This window comes from Methanolobus sp. ZRKC4 (genome assembly GCF_045291305.1).
GTDB lineage: Archaea > Halobacteriota > Methanosarcinia > Methanosarcinales > Methanosarcinaceae > Methanolobus.
Genome location: NZ_CP146983.1, coordinates 738,938 through 754,371 on the forward strand (window position 1 = coordinate 738,938; position 15,434 = coordinate 754,371).

At 40.7% G+C, this 15,434-nt stretch carries 14 protein-coding genes; 4 read left to right on the forward strand and 10 right to left on the reverse strand.

Features of this window, described 5'->3' with window-relative positions; genetic code table 11:
- Positions 1–49: 49 nt before the first annotated feature.
- Positions 50–445, reverse strand: a complete 396-nt coding sequence (locus tag V7O67_RS03855; protein ID WP_406670940.1) for a DUF1699 family protein — start codon at positions 443–445, stop codon at positions 50–52.
- Positions 446–1,118: 673 nt separating this feature from the next.
- Here V7O67_RS03855 and V7O67_RS03860 point away from each other — a divergent pair.
- A complete protein-coding gene (locus V7O67_RS03860; RefSeq protein WP_406670941.1) occupies positions 1,119–1,829 on the forward strand; it encodes a hypothetical protein in 711 nt (236 codons plus the stop codon).
- A 26-nt stretch (positions 1,830–1,855) separates the two neighbouring features.
- Here the strand turns inward: V7O67_RS03860 and V7O67_RS03865 are convergent, their stop codons facing one another.
- The 6 genes from V7O67_RS03865 to V7O67_RS03890 all read right to left on the reverse strand — a co-directional run bounded on the left by V7O67_RS03865 (position 1,856) and on the right by V7O67_RS03890 (position 8,461).
- A complete protein-coding gene (locus V7O67_RS03865) occupies positions 1,856–2,602 on the reverse strand; it encodes a MinD/ParA family protein (protein ID WP_342306123.1) in 747 nt (248 codons plus the stop codon).
- A 71-nt stretch (positions 2,603–2,673) separates the two neighbouring features.
- Positions 2,674–3,042, reverse strand: a complete 369-nt coding sequence (locus tag V7O67_RS03870) for a helix-turn-helix domain-containing protein (protein WP_342306122.1) — start codon at positions 3,040–3,042, stop codon at positions 2,674–2,676.
- A gap of 102 nt (positions 3,043–3,144) precedes the next feature.
- The gene (locus V7O67_RS03875; protein ID WP_406670943.1) at positions 3,145–4,791 is read right to left on the reverse strand and encodes a tRNA uridine(34) 5-carboxymethylaminomethyl modification radical SAM/GNAT enzyme Elp3; all 1,647 of its coding nucleotides are present in this window, start codon (positions 4,789–4,791) and stop codon (positions 3,145–3,147) included.
- Positions 4,792–4,824: 33 nt separating this feature from the next.
- Positions 4,825–5,853, reverse strand: coding sequence for an AAA family ATPase (locus tag V7O67_RS03880; RefSeq protein ID WP_406670945.1), 1,029 nt, complete (start codon positions 5,851–5,853; stop codon positions 4,825–4,827).
- Positions 5,854–5,870: 17 nt separating this feature from the next.
- Positions 5,871–7,562, reverse strand: coding sequence for a preprotein translocase subunit SecD (locus tag V7O67_RS03885; RefSeq protein WP_406670947.1), 1,692 nt, complete (start codon positions 7,560–7,562; stop codon positions 5,871–5,873).
- Positions 7,559–8,461: a protein translocase subunit SecF gene (locus tag V7O67_RS03890; protein WP_342306118.1), complete on the reverse strand. Its 903-nt coding sequence runs from the start codon at positions 8,459–8,461 to the stop codon at positions 7,559–7,561. The genes V7O67_RS03885 and V7O67_RS03890 overlap by 4 nt, the downstream gene beginning before the upstream one ends.
- 111 nt (positions 8,462–8,572) lie before the next feature.
- Between V7O67_RS03890 and V7O67_RS03895 the strand changes: the two genes are divergently transcribed.
- A complete protein-coding gene (locus tag V7O67_RS03895) occupies positions 8,573–9,034 on the forward strand; it encodes a cytidine/deoxycytidylate deaminase family protein (RefSeq protein ID WP_342306117.1) in 462 nt (153 codons plus the stop codon).
- Here the strand turns inward: V7O67_RS03895 and V7O67_RS03900 are convergent.
- The 3 genes from V7O67_RS03900 to V7O67_RS03910 form a co-directional block, all read right to left on the reverse strand.
- Positions 9,020–9,778 (reverse strand): coenzyme F420-0:L-glutamate ligase, encoded by a 759-nt coding sequence (locus tag V7O67_RS03900; RefSeq protein WP_406670950.1) that lies wholly within the window; start codon positions 9,776–9,778, stop codon positions 9,020–9,022. The genes V7O67_RS03895 and V7O67_RS03900 overlap by 15 nt on opposite strands.
- 270 nt (positions 9,779–10,048) lie before the next feature.
- Positions 10,049–10,834 carry a winged helix-turn-helix domain-containing protein gene (locus tag V7O67_RS03905; RefSeq protein ID WP_342306115.1) on the reverse strand — a complete coding sequence of 262 codons (786 nt, stop codon included), beginning with the start codon at positions 10,832–10,834 and terminating at the stop codon, positions 10,049–10,051.
- 560 nt (positions 10,835–11,394) lie between these two features.
- Positions 11,395–12,591, reverse strand: a complete 1,197-nt coding sequence (locus V7O67_RS03910; RefSeq protein WP_406670952.1) for a cofactor-independent phosphoglycerate mutase — start codon at positions 12,589–12,591, stop codon at positions 11,395–11,397.
- Positions 12,592–12,701: 110 nt separating this feature from the next.
- On the opposite strand from V7O67_RS03910, the gene V7O67_RS03915 reads away from it, so the two are divergent.
- Positions 12,702–13,922, forward strand: a complete 1,221-nt coding sequence (locus tag V7O67_RS03915; RefSeq protein WP_406670954.1) for a hypothetical protein — start codon at positions 12,702–12,704, stop codon at positions 13,920–13,922.
- 108 nt (positions 13,923–14,030) lie between these two features.
- Positions 14,031–15,425, forward strand: coding sequence for an aspartate kinase (locus V7O67_RS03920; RefSeq protein WP_406656434.1), 1,395 nt, complete (start codon positions 14,031–14,033; stop codon positions 15,423–15,425).
- Positions 15,426–15,434 lie beyond the last annotated feature (9 nt).

The window sequence follows — 15,434 nt, forward strand, 5'->3', positions numbered from 1 at the left end:
TAATGAAAATAGAAAGGGTTTCCGGCTTTTAGCCGGATGCATACTGTTTTTATTGTTTAACAAGGAATTTAACGAAGTCGGGACTGAGTCTTGTCTCTCTGATCATTTTGTCTTCGATTTCGTCTTCTGAGAGTCCGTCTTCTCTGTACTGGTCTATGCGGTCGTAGACACCCTGTGATACTTCTGAATATTCGTTGATATCTTTCCTGTGTCCCCATACGTCGCCTTCCAGAAGGTCGATTCCCTGCATTTCAAGGTACATTTTTGCGGAATTTGAAATTGTTCTCTTGTAGGAGCTTGGTATGTGAAGTGCTTTTACGCTTGGGCATTTCATTACCAGGGAAAATATATCGGTGTTTGATGGTCTGAATGCAAGGTGCACAATCTCTTCATTTGGTCCAAGGGTGTTGATTTCTTCTTTTGAACTTACAACTCTGATTTTCATGTTTTACCTTCCTTTCTCTTATATTTAGGTTTTTCATCAAATTTTATGAATGGGAGTTTAGATTTTTTCTTTCTAAAAATTACTGTATATACAAAGTTTTATTTAAAGGTAACCCGGGGTATAAGATTATATTCATAGTATAAATTAGTTTAATCGTATAATTAGTTATTTTATTTATCAAGTTTGTTGTCAGTTTATTTGCTAACTAAACGCTACCTATTGACTCATAATCAATTTATTATGATTGTTTGTTTATTTGTTTTTTAAACACGGTGCACTACTTTTTTATTAATCATTTAAAAAAATCATTTTATATTTTACGGTTAATATTATTTATTTTGAGTTGCCCACTGAAAATATTTGGTTTAATGTCGACACACCATTTTTGGTGTATCTATCTGATACCTTGATTCATCTGGCTTGAATTAATGTATATGGCTCAAAATTCATGTATATACAACAATTGCATCATTATCGTCTCTATCTTTTTTAAAATCAGGGAAGCTTACTGATTTTAAAGTAATTTATTATATTCAAGCATAAACGTTTATATAATTCAATATCCAATTTAGGATACGTGCTTCCAAAATTGTTGCCGAAATTGCGAGTAAAAAATGATGTAAAAATAATTTACATTATATTTGGTATAATCTTGACATATTTTTCAATATATATGCCAGATTTCATGAATGTAGCAGGCATGGAAGGCACAAAAATAAGCTCCGTTGTTTCCTTTGGAGCACTGAATGGTATGCTCTTTGGTCCTTTCTGGGGTTCCATCGTGTCAACAACTGGTTTTCTTTTGTATGAACTAACAAGTGGTAAGTATCTCTCTATGAATACGTTTTCGGTACTTTCGATTCTATTCATTGCACTTAGTTCAATAGTTTCGGGTCTTGTTGTCAACAGGGAACATAAGGCTGCAAAAAGTATATTTTTTGTACTTATTGTTGCATGGTACATGCTTGATGTGGGAAGGGAAGCCTATTTTTATCCATGGTATCATTTGCTGATACTTGGCATCTTCGTATATTTCGAAAAATCAATTTTGGTGAAAACCGTTACTTCTAAAGCATACATATTCTTATCTCTATTTTTGGCTTCATTAATGGGTGTTCTGTCTGATCACATGGCAGGAAGTATTACCTGTTATCTATTATATGATCTACCTGTAAATATGTATAAGTCAGTGATCTTTCTTTATCCTGTGGAACGGACAATACTCGCATTTTTCCCTGCATTTCTGGTTTATGTACTGGTTGTTGTATTCAAAGACATAATACTCTCATCAGATGATGTCGAAAAAGATATTGAGGATAAGAAAACCCAGGATTTGGACGAATATCTTCAAAATGATGTGTTGAACATTATAAAAGAAAAATAAAAAAGACACTTAGGAACAATGAGTTCTTATTGCATTTCTACTATTTTATCTTTGATTGCTGTAATACTTTTAGAGAACAAGTGTTCAGGGTCTGAGTTAACAAGTATCTCATTTCTGCCGCGGGTCGCAATTTCGCACATACAGGGTATAGTTGCAATAACAGGTGCACCGTATCTTTTCTTCTCTATTATATCAAGACAATTACCGTGGTGCATGTTATCTACGATTGCACATTTTTTGTCAAGAAGAGTGTAAACACCTTTTATTAATTGCTCAGTGCAATTGAAACATGCAGTTGTATCATTGTGCACAATAATTACCATATCCGATGCGGCAACAGCATTTATGGACTCATATTCTACACCTGGACTGGTATCAAATATAATGATGTCCATATTTTGATAAGCAAGTTCTTTTTTCCCATTCATAAGTGCTTTAAGGGCTCCTGCTTGCCAGTTTCGATCCTTGCTCACAAGGTCCCTTATCTCTTTTATATCAGGATTAGAAAAACTCACGTACATGTGGCCATCAGTTTCGATGTCTTTTTGAAAGTCGTTCATGGTGTCTTTCAGGCTACATTTTCCTGATAAGAAATCGTTGATCCAGAAATGAGTTCCTGGTTCGAACATAGAACAAAGGGATGGTCCTCTAAGGTCCAGATCGATCAAGCATGTATTTTTTCCTTCTAATGCGAAAGCTACTGCCAGATTTACTGCGATGCTTGTTTTTCCTGTTCCACCTTTGGAGGAGTGTATTGCTAATGTAAGAGTCATGTTTCCTTCATTAATTATTGATTAATTTTAATACTTTGAATCAATATTGAAATTCATCCAAAGAATTAATGTCATTCTATACATTTTTTCCTCAAGCTTTCATTTATGCGGAAATAAACCTTCCTTCCGTCTCTATATTTTTTGACGTGATTCATTCTGACAAGTTGGTTGAGATAATTACTTTCGACAGCTCTTTCCTTATTTGTCACGTTTGCAATCTCGTCTGCTGTTGCCGGACCAATTTCAAATAAAGTCGTTGCAGTAGTCCTTAAGTGATCTGGTAGGGAAAGTAGCGTTATTACATCAAGAGAATCTGCTATTATTTTGCTTTTCTCACCGACCTGATCTTCTTTGAACTCAGCCTGTAAAATGAGTCGATCAAGTTTGGAATTTATTTCTTTTAAGTTATTGACAACCTGTTCAAGCAATTCCGAGTCCAATATTTAGTCCCCTACGTTTTAATCAGAATACACATTATTATTACTTATTTATATATTATACTGACTCCACATCAGTTCTCTTTACTAATAATCCTTTCTGGTTTAGTTTATGTTCAGATTCTTTGTCATATAAACATTTTCCAGTTCATAACCTGCTTTTTGGTAGTACTGACGCACACCAATACCGCTTATTATTGCAATCTTCGCATATCCAAAATCCAATGCAATTTCTTCTGCCTTTGAAATGAGTTCTCTGCCATATCCTCTGTGCTGCCAATCATTATTTCCAGCATTCTTTCCCACAGCCACGGATGATCCGAATATATGGAGTTCTCTTACAAGAGCAGCATTTTCTAGCTCTTTACGGTGAGGGTTGTCAGGAAGCCTTAATCTAAGGAAACCTATCAATATATCTTTTTTAAGGTCTTCAAATGCAATGAAGTGCTCTTTTCCGCCGCAGCAATCATAACTTTCGACAGTGAGCTCTATATTTTCTATATCAGGTTCTTTTCCCTGCAGGATGTTGTGACCCACTTCCCGGCATCTGATGCAGCGGCACCTGCCACCCTGCTGACCAAGACGGTCCTGTGCAAGCTGTCGGATATTGCTTTTCCTGACACCTGACAGTATCTGCTGGGCAGGTATGTCTCGCTGAATACGCTGCAATCGAACCCACTTAGGGACAAGGGACTTTATCTCTGCAAGAATCCCGACAGCGTCTTCATCGCTTATCGCCTGGTATTCCCCGTTTGCCCACATCTCGTTAAGTTCAGTACCTTCTGTTACAAGTGTGGGATATATCTTCAGATAATCCGGTTTGAATCCTGAATTGATGAATAATCTTTTAAAATTTCGGATTTCCCTTTCCGAATCCATTCCAGGAAGCCCGGGCATCATATGGAAACCTACTTTCAGGCCACTATCCCTGAGAATGCGGTTAGCTTCAATACTATCAGCCACCGTGTGCCCTCTTTTCATTCTCTCCAGAACAAAATCGTAAGTGCTTTGAACACCAATTTCGATTTTAGTTGCTCCAAGTTCGAGCATCTTATCAATGTGGATTTTTTTTGCCCAATCGGGGCGTGTTTCAAAGGTAATGCCCGTATTCCTTACTTCTGATGTCTCGTTTGCCTTCTGAACATCTTCTATTGTAAAATATGGAACTGTCTTTCCAATTGGGTTTGCCCGCTGCCTCCAGGAGTCCCCGTAAAAATCGTTCATGGCTTCCAGGCAGCGTTTTGTATACCATTCCTGATAGTCTATCGACCTGGCAGAAAAAGTGCCACCCATTACGATGAGTTCGGCTTTTTTTACTTCATGTCCTATCTGATTGAGCTGTTTCAGCCTTCCGGTAACAATCCTGTATGGGTCGTACTCATACTGGATCGCACGCATTGTGGAAGGTTCCCTACCCATATAGCTTTGTGGCGAATGGAACTCTGAAGCCGGTCCTCCTGGACAGGGTACGCATACTCCGTGGGGACAGGGGGCAGGTGATGTCATTGCGGCAATGACTGCCACTCCTGAGATGGTGCGCACTGGTTTGCGGCGTAGTATATCCCGCACTTTTTCCTGCTCTTCCTGGTTTCCGGCCATGATTACGTCGGCATTCTTCGGAAGGGTTGAAAGACGAAACTGTTTTGCAATCTTTTTCTTAGTTTCACTTAGTTGCTTATCGTTAGTTATCTGGCCATTAAGTACCATATCCAACATGCTTCTGCAGGCTGTTTCAAAGTCATTTTCAGTCATTTTAACCGTGAAAATATTGAGATTATATTCGAATCATTGACAGAATCCTGCAACCAGTGCTTCCAGCTGTATTCTGTCGTTTGCACTTTCTGTCAGGTAAAAATCAGTGTCTGCTATTTTTGTGACCCATTTGGCAATGATGTCATCCGCTTCGTTAGAATTCACTGTGACCTTGTGCAGCTGGAGTAGTATTTCCTGCCCGGACAATCCTTCTTCGAGTATGAGGGCATCAATGTATTTCCTAGCTTCAAGAATGTTCTTTGAAGTTATTGATTCAAAGAGACTTGCTATGTTCTCTGATTGCTCTCCCAGTGTTGAATCGTATATTTGTTGAGGTCCAATACTCTCATCTGCAGATTGTACGGATGCTATCTGGAGTGTGTTCAATGCCCTTGCAATATTGCCTCTTGCATGATATACCAGTGCATCAATACCGTCACTATTGATCTGAAGCCCCTCGGCATCAACGATTGTGCTAATGAAATTTGCAAGTTTATCATCTGAAACATGTGTGAAGAATAGTTGCAAACCCCTTGACCTAAGAGGGCTTATCAGCTTAGAAGGTTGGGTTGTTGAAAGTATAAAGCGAGACGAAGCTGTATACTTTTCCATTATCCTTCTCAAGGCGTGCTGTGAATCAGAATTGAGTGATTCGGCATTATCAATGAATATTATCTTAAAATCCGAATCTACAGGTGGCATACCTGCATATTCATTGATGATGTCCTTGAAGATATTTATCACGCTTTTATTGATCTTCTTTGGATCATCAGTCCCGATTATGCGGGTGAATCTCTTGTCCCTGACAATGTATCTTTTTCCCTGCTCGAAGAAATCGGATGCGTTGAAGTATGCCAGGTTACGTTCATAACCTTCTCCATATAATTGGTGGGCAAGCGCAAAAGCTGTGCTTGACTTGCCTGAGTTTTCAGGTCCGTGGAATACAAAATGTGGAAGGTTATTGGACATGGCCAACTTCCTGACCATGTCTAATGATTGTTCATTGCCGACTATTTCATCAAGGCTTTCAGGCCGATATTTTACAGTCCACAGATCCTTCAAATTATCACCTTTTCCTTTTATTCAACGTCTGTTGAGTTTGCCTGAAGAACTTCATGGATTACTTTTGCATATACAGGTCTTGCGATCAGTATACCTATCAGGACACCAACTATTGTTGTAATGGCGAATCCTTTGAGTGCGCCAAAGCCCATCACCACAAGTGGTGACATTGCTATGATAGTTGTTGCCGCAGCAGCGAATATTATGCTGAATGCCTTTGTGATCCTGGACAAATATACTTTTCTTGGCGGAAGTTTGCCTTCATAGAGTACCTCATCGGTAATTATCACCAGATGGTCTATACCCGTACCTATGACCGCGATAATTCCTGCGATACTTGGCAGGTCAAGTTGCCAGCCGACAGCACCTGCAAAACCAAGGATCATGATCACTTCGGAGATGGAAGTACCCACCATAGGTATGAGAATCTCTGGTTTGCGATAGCGTCTGTAAATAACGAGTGCAACCGCAAACAGTGCAAGCAGTCCTGCGATGACTGCCTGACTCTTGAATTGAGCACCCAGTGAAGCGTCAACATGACCTGAACCCATGAGTTCTACATTGACAGGTAGTGCTCCCGCACGCAGGTGAATCTGCAATTCCTCGGCTCTTGTTTTACTATCTTCATCAGGTCCGGTAGATGCCTGCCATGCGTATATTGGCACTTCTTCAAGTCTGGATGCAGCTGAATAACTTAATGGTGCGCTGTAAACTTCATTATCATCCAGATACATTACCAGATTATGCGACATCGGATCTGTAGTCGCACCGGTTTCGGTCGCAACTTCCTGAAGTGCAAGGGCACCTGTATCCGTTAGTGTGAATGGTACGTACCACTGTCCTTCATCCTCGTGGAATCCCACAATACTGACAGCTGCTATTTCATCTCCATAAAGGACGTGCTTTGATTCGTTGCCCTGGGTCAGAATTCTTATCTCGAATTTACCCGGTTTTTCAGCGATATTCTTGGCAGTTGCAAGGTCAATTCCTGCAAAGTCAATGAGTATGTAATCATCACCCACTGTTTTTACTGGTATGTCCTTAAGTCCAAGGGAATTGAGCTTGTCACTCAGTATTTCCTTGGTCATGTCCCTTGTTTCTGTTGTGACGCCTTCTTTGTAAAGTGCATCTCCATTTATGTCAGTTACAATTGAGCCGCCGACAGCTGCCATGAGTTCCTGAAGATCTTCCTGTGAAATGGCAGTTCTTATCTCATATTCGACAGTGTCAGAAACAAGTGTAGGCAGGACTTCTGCTTTGAGTGAGTCTGCAAGATATGTTTTTATCAGTGTCACTTTTGAAGAGTGAAGTATGACCTCTGTCACATTGTTGGTTCGGGAGATGGTGGTTTGGCCCACTGCAAGCTGATCCATCTGATTATTTGTGAGTATTGAATCTGAAGTAAAAGTTATCGTAGTTTCATCAGTTCCTTCATCAACCGATCGTATCTCCACTTCTTCTCCAAGATTGATATTGACTATTTCCTTAACTAAAAGACCATTATCAGCATCAAGTTCTGCAACAGCTCCCTGAAGTTTTAACTGAAGCCAGGAGCCACCTTCCAGGTCAAGTCCATAGTTGAGATTGCTTGTGAAACCTTCATCTGAAGAATACCATGGGTGTATGAAGATTACAGACCCGATAATTGCCAGAATAAAGACGATTACTCTTAGGTCCTTTAATAAACTCTGTTGTTCATCGTCTTTCATGCTTTACGCCTCCTTGTGCCTACGCCTGTCACATGCCACCTGAGTATTGATGTGTTAAGCATCCAGGTGTTCATCATATCTGCGGCCAGTCCGAATATCAGGACAATGGATATGTCTGAAAGAAGAGTGATCTGTGAAAGTGATGAACTTAGTAAGTATGAGTAAGTTGATACCAGGTACATTACTACAAGGGCAGCTAAAGTAGTGGTTGTCATGGTTACACCCGTGTGCATTGCATTGCTAATGTTTTCCTGTGGGGTTCCGCGTCTTTTGAGTACTCTTGTGGTGAGCAAAATGTCACTGTCAACGGAATAACCAATGAGCATGAGCAGGGCTGCAACTGTTCCCAGGGACAATTCGATTCCAACGATGTTCATGAACGCCGCTGCAATGAAAATGTCGGATAATGCTGACAATACTACTGCCAGTGACGGAATAAATGTCCTGAATATCAAAAAGACCACAATCGCCATTCCGATAAATGATATAATAACCGCTTTAACAGCCTGTTTCTGAAGGGCTTCTCCATATACAGGTCCGATCTGGTTTATTTCGACATTATCATAGGAATCTATCACATCACTGACAAGTTCCTGTTGTAGTTCGTTACTCATTGGTCCAAATTGCATTATCAAACGGTTTCCGGCCTGTCTGATATCAGTTAGGGGATAATCTGAGTATTTTAGTTCAATGGATTGTACACTTTCCTCTGTTGCCACAGAGACCATTGTTCCGCCCTTAAATTCCATACCAAGCTTTACAGGTGCGCCGCTACTTGCAAATGTGAATGCAAGTATCAATAATGAGATTACAAATATTGTAAGCGGGATTGCTGCAAGCTGGCGATCGTTGTGCTTTCTAACAAAAGAATCTAAACGTTCAGTCAAACCGACTTCCATGTTTTATGCTCCAGAATAATAAGTTCTCAATCCATACTTTTATTTTTTAAAATTGATGAATACACTCTTACACTATAACTTATATATACCACTTACTGCTTCTCTTAAACAATGAATGACAGGCCAAGTATAGACGAGTATTTCCTTGAGATAGCCACGGTTGTGGCTAAACGTTCTACATGTCTTAGAAACAAGGTTGGCGCTGTAATTGCAAGGGATAAGCGTATAGTTTCCACAGGCTACAACGGTGCTCCACGGAACATGGAACATTGCCTTGACATAGGTTGCATCAGGCAGCAAAATAACATTGCTTCAGGTACACGTCATGAGAAATGCAGGGCCGTTCATGCTGAACAGAATGCTATCATTCAGGCTGCACTACATGGAGTGAGTACTGATGGTGCGACACTTTACTGCACTCACCAGCCATGCATATTGTGTACCAAGATGATCATCAATTCCAATATCAAACGAGTCATCTACATTCACCCTTATCCAGATACCGATTCTCTTGAATTCTTCTCACAGGCAGGTGTTGAAGTAGTTAACATGCCGATATCAGACTTTGCTTAAACAGCGAAGTCCTTTTTTGATTATATCTTCACGGTCACTTCGATACATTTCTTTTATTGACCCATCTTCAGACCTGAGTTCCAGTCCTCTCAGGATTACTACGGGGTATCCTCCGTCACCTTCACCCATCAGCAGATTGGCAGCACCTGCAATCTCATCAGCTATGGCTTCCTCGGTCACTTCCAGTGTGTTTCCAAAGAGATCCTTTTGCCCTTTCCAGTTTTTTATCGGATGTATTTTGTACACTCCAACTGCAATACCTGTCTGGCCTATCTTGAATGCCCTACCGTTGGTGTCAGTAATTATAACGCTTACTTTTTTTTCTGCCTTGCTTTCAATACCTTCGCCGATATCTTTCGCACTCTGGTCTGAATTTTGGGGAAGGTCGAGCATATAGCCATTTTCTACATTTGATTCATCTATTCCTGCTTTGATACAAACATGTCCGTTGTCTGTTTCTACGAGAAATATTGGATAATCCACCAGTATCTCATGACTGCGGTCAAGGACTGCCTGCACAAATCTTGGATCAATGTCATGTTTGTTTGCTATTCCTTTTGCCGCTTCTCCTGCAGTGATATTTTCTAGTCTGAATTGCCTGCCTTCAGCTTTTGCAACAATGGTGGATGCTATAATTATGACATCATTGTCTTCAATACTTGTTCTTTCGCAGATGATCGATGCAATGTCATCCCCTCTTTTGATCATAGGGATGTTTTCCACAGTAAATGCATGCATTTTCAATTAGGACTCTCCGGATAGTAGGATTCTATTTAATTTAAAAAAATGTTGCTATGCTAATTTATGCTCACATATTAAATTAAGACAAGTTTATCTTAAGTATGCTGAACTCCAATATAATATTTGAGAGTGGGTTTATTGAGGCAAACATAGGGTTTCATTCGTCTAAACCAACCAACCAACCAGATAATTGAAGCTTGCATTGATTCGTTTTTAACGTGTTTGCCTCGCCTCCGTTTTTCCCTTCAATGAAAAAAAGTAATCGTATGGAAATCAGAGTGTTTCAAGTACAGTGGATTTGCTTATTAAGTGCTGAAAAAACTCTTCACTCCAATTAACAGCACTCTGCTTGTATGCCATTATGTATCTTGGATCATAGATGCCACTTACGGTTAGCAGGCGTAACAGCATAAAATCAGGTGTTACCATAAGGGCTGATAAGTTTAGATTATCCGGGTATATGTAGAATTTCATATTTGGGTATTGTATTAGTTCATGTAATTGCTGTTTATTTTCTAATGTGAATCTGGACAGGACTTCATTTGTAAAGATGCACCTGAAGTTTGTTCCATTTTCTGCATATTTCATGAACAATGATGGGTATTCCGAATGATAGAATGAAGTGACAGTATCAATACTTTTTGATTTCATGCACATGTAAATCGCTTTTCTGCTAAGTTCAAGTGCCTCGCACAATTCCGGCTCGACAAGTTCGCAACTTTCCAGTTCACGCAATCTGTTGAAAAGGTCATTGGGTATACAATCGGTGTTGTGTTTTGTCCAGTAATCCAGTTTACCTTCGAGAATGTCCAGAGTACTAAGAAGTGGTTGCAGATCATTGACGATTAATTTTCCAAACTTTGAGAGCGTATAAGCATCTTTTTCTTTGACCACAAGCTGCCCTTCTTCAAGTATTTTCATTTGGGGAAGTAAAGCAGGCCTGCTTTCGTTAAGGGTCTTCAGGATAATTTGCATCTCCACAGGTCCGTTCTGCAGCAGCATTAGTACATCTTTACGTTTTTCCGATCTGCTAATCGTTTCAATTAATGCCCGTCTCATGCCCTTACTCCTTCATGCTAGTCATATTTCTTCCTGACTTGAAAAAGCCAAAGCTATCTATTGGCATCTGGCTTTGTGGAAAAAAGTAAAGTATATTTTACTTGTTTTTTCCAGAGTACAAATATGCTGAATGACCAACCTTTTAAAAGGTTTAATCCTCTGCTATATAAAGAAATCGCTTTTCATTTGCTCAATATTAAAGAGTTTCAGACATGACTTTGTATCATATTCTCTCTTTTTTGTATGTCTGTTCAAAGACCTTTCAAGAAGAATAATATACTATATGTGCATTGTATTTTCTGCGGCGATGATGACAGTTACCCCGACTGAGCAAAGGATGATGATATTTCTAACTGATGCCGCAAAATTCAGGGTTATTAAAAAGTGAAAGCCCCATATTCTTATGGGGGCTTATTCATCTATTTATGGTGAGGACTATCTGCTTCATTTATTGTAAGTCTCACTAAAAATGATTATGCTCGTAGTTCTACATCTAAAAGGTGAGCCATGGAGTGGCTCATGAAAAAGACATCAAGCGGTGTGGTTTGTAATTGTCCCGCTCACTTCATATTGATTAACATTCCCACCAGGTCAGGTGCATATACTGTTCCGAGTGAGCCTTTCTGAACAGAATCCTCGTCAAAGGCATCTGCACTGTCCGGCGCTTCTTCTGAGGTGCAGTATATAGCTACGGGGATTGGCACTGATGTGTGGGTCCTGAGTGCAACAGGGGTGGGATGGTCAGGCAATACCATTATTGTTACATCCTCTGCCATATCAATGGCACTCTTAAGAACGGTTCCCACGACCTTTTCATCGAAATCCTCAATGGCCTGTATCTTTGCTTTCATATCTCCCATGTGGCCTGCCTCATCCGGTGCTTCCACATGAATGAAGACAAAATCGTGATCTTTGAGGGCTTCAATAGCATATTCCGCTTTACCCAGATAATTGGTATCAAGATATCCTGTAGCTCCGGGAACCTCAATCACATCGAGTCCTGCGTAGATTCCTATTCCCTTAACAAGGTCGACTGCCGAGATTATGGCACCTTCAAGTCCATAGAGCTCATTGAACGGAACAAACGCAGGCGCAAATCCCTGTCCCCATAACCAGATTGAATTGCCCGGGTTCTTCCCGTTCTCAATTCTTTTTTTATTTACAGGATGATCTTTTAGCACTTCCATGGATCTTTCTGTTAGCTCGCTTATGATCTCACTGTCCTCACCCATTGGCATATGCTCGTACCTGTTCTCATCAATTACATCGTGAGGGGGAGTACATTCGGTATTTGCTCCAAGGCTGTTTTTTGCTATCATAAGGTGGCGGTAGCTGATTCCCGGGTAGAAAGTGAACCTGTTATCACCAAGTTCAGAGTCGATACTTTCGATAAGTTCCCTTGCTTCTTCACTGGTGATGTGCCCGGAACTGTAGTCCGCGATAATATCATCTTTGATCGTAATAAGGTTGCATCGGAAAGCAACGTCATCCTTTTCAAGTTCGACTCCCATGCTTGCAGCTTCAAGGGGTGCCCTGCCTGAGTAGTACTTTTCTGGATCATAACCTATAATGGACATATTGGCAACATCGCTGCCGGGAGGGAAGCCTTCGGGCACCGTCCTTGCAAGTCCTGCACGGCCGTTTGCGGTGATATAATCCATATTGGGTGTATTGGCTTTCTGAAGAACCGTCATGCCCTCGATTTCTTCAAGTGGCTCATCTGCCATCCCATCTCCTATGAGTACTACATATTTCATTATTTTCACCTATATTTATAGTAATCAATAAAAACCATAAGATAGTAATATGCCTGCAAAGTAAGATATCATTACGCCGTTTTTATCCGGTTCTATGATGTGAGGTTTCGATGAAATATATACATTTTGTAATTATATGCATCTGTGTAGTTTTCCTGTGTGTCTCTCCCGTTGCAGGCTTAGAGACAAAGACAATGATACACTATTCGGAACCTGATGTAAGTGTCAGGGACGAGATATTCCTGGAGCAGGGATATTCTCTTAGGGTTCTTGATATGAATAGCAAGAGCGGTGATGTCTGGATCAGCTTGTACCTGAACGGAGAAGAGATTGAGCTTGATGATAATTTTGCAAAAGAAGATGATTCTCTGGAATACATCCGTTCTGTAATAGTAGATGAAGATGAGGATGATGAAACAGAGATCGACTATTTCATACTGAGGATAACTCCCGAGGGGTCTGTTAAGAACTCGGATGGGAAATTGTATTCCACCATTTATATCGAGCAATATCTTGATCCGGTAGAAGATGTTGATGATTATCTGATCCTGGATAAAAGCTATTCACTGAAAAAAGGTGATGAACTCGAACTGGCTGGTCTTTATACTATTGAAGCTACTGATGTGGATGATGATGAATTATCCCTGGAACTTCGGCTAAATGGCAAATTGCTAAAAGAGGATAAAGTTGAGGAAGGGGAATACTTTCATTATTCTGTTTACTCTGATACGGGACCCCAGACCATCTTCCTTGCAAATGTAAAAGGTTTTTTTGAGACTGATGAAGGAATTACGGTTTTTCTCAATCACGTGTTGTTGCAACAGGATACGGTATCCGGTAATACTGGTGTTCCTGAAAGTATTGATATAGATGTTGAATCTCCGGTCGATGGCGGATTGAAGGCCGGGCGTGTTGCTATTATCAATTATTATCTAGATGAATCCTATTCTGAGGTTCGTATCCTGATTGACGGAGAAGTTATGGATAGCAGGAATCAGGTAAGTCCTGGAACTTACAAGGCGGTAACCGGGGAACTTGATGCTGGCATTCACAAAGCAACTTTGATGACAATTGATGACGACGATGATGCCTCTTATTATTCTGAAGAATTCTCTGTATCTGTTAACATAAAAGACAATATTACGGAATCAATTGTGGAATTTGCAAGTTCGGCAGCAGAAGGTTTTGGGAATGGAACTGCTTCTGACAAGTCCGCTAATTTCTCCTTACCATCGTTGCCTTCCACATCTAATGTTTCGAATATGGTATCTCTAATTGTGACAGCAGGAGTTTTTGTTGTGTTTTTAATGTTCTTTAAGAAATTCAGGTAATTTTTTTATTTTATCTGCCTTGGAACCATGTTTGCTTTACTCATAATCTTTATATTAGTCTTTACTGTTTATAGACGAAATTAGCAGACAAACTAAACGTGGTTAAATATGAGAATCGTAATGAAATTCGGCGGCACATCCGTTGCCAACGGAGAGAAGATCCGGCATGTGGCTGAGCTCCTGAAGCGCTATCATGAAAATGGTGATGAGCTTATTGTTGTAACATCGGCACTTGGCGGTGTAACGGACGGCTTACTGAACACGGCAAATGAAGTATCCGTAAGTGGTAAAGTATCCCATGTTAAAGAGTTTATAGCCGATCTGACTAAGAAACATTACGATGCTATTCATGTTGCAGTTGATAATGACGACCTGAGGTCTGAATGCATAGAATCTATCGATAAGCGTGTTGATGAACTTGAGAAGGCTCTCATAGGTATCTGCTACCTGGGAGAATTGACCCCACGCTCCATCGACTACATATCATCTTATGGCGAACGCCTTGCAGCTCCGATTGTCAGTTGTTCCATCTGCTCCCTGGGGATCAACTCAAGATCTTTTACAGGTGGAGAGGCAGGAATTATCACAGATTCAAATTATGGTAACGCTAAACCTCTTGAGGAGAGTTATTCCCGAATATACGAGAAAATGACTCCTCAACTGGGAAAAAGCATCTCAGTTGTTACCGGCTTCATAGCCCAGAACCGGCAGGAGATTATCACGACTCTTGGACGTAGTGGCTCAGATTTCTCCGCATCGATTCTCGGTGCTGCAGTGAAGGCTGATGAGATCTGGTTGTGGAAGGAGGTTCATGGCATAATGACCACCGATCCCAAAATCGTACCGGAGGCAAGGTCGATTCCTCAGATATCCTATATTGAGGCCATGGAATTGTCTTATTTCGGTGCAAAGGTTCTGCATCCCAGGACAATTGAGCCTGCTATCACACACAAGATACCTGTGCGCGTGAAGAATACCTTTGAGCCTGATTTCGAAGGCACATTGATTGTGGCCGAACAGAACCAGATAGAAGATGTAGTAAAGGCTGTAACCCTGATATCCAAGGTTGCCCTTATCAATATTTCAGGTGCGGGCATGGTTGGTGCTATAGGTACTGCCGCAAGGGTTTTTTCTGTACTTGCGAGTGCCGGGGTCAACATCATTATGATCAGCCAGGGCTCTTCTGAAGCTAATATGACTCTTATTGTCAATGAGGAACATCTTGAGCAGGCAGTTGCTGCAATAAGGTCTGAGTTCAGCAACAATGTAGTTGGTGAGGTTGCATACGACAGGGATGTGTGTGTTGTTGCTGTGGTGGGTGCCGGGATGGATGGAATTCCAGGAGTTTCCGGTAAGGTATTTTATGCCCTTGGAAATGCAGATATTAATGTCATAATGATCAGTCAGGGTTCTTCACAACACAACATCTCCTTTGTTGTGAGCACTACCCAATCAATTGAAGCTGTCAGGATACTACACGGGGAATTCGAACTGGATCAGTAATGCAGGGAT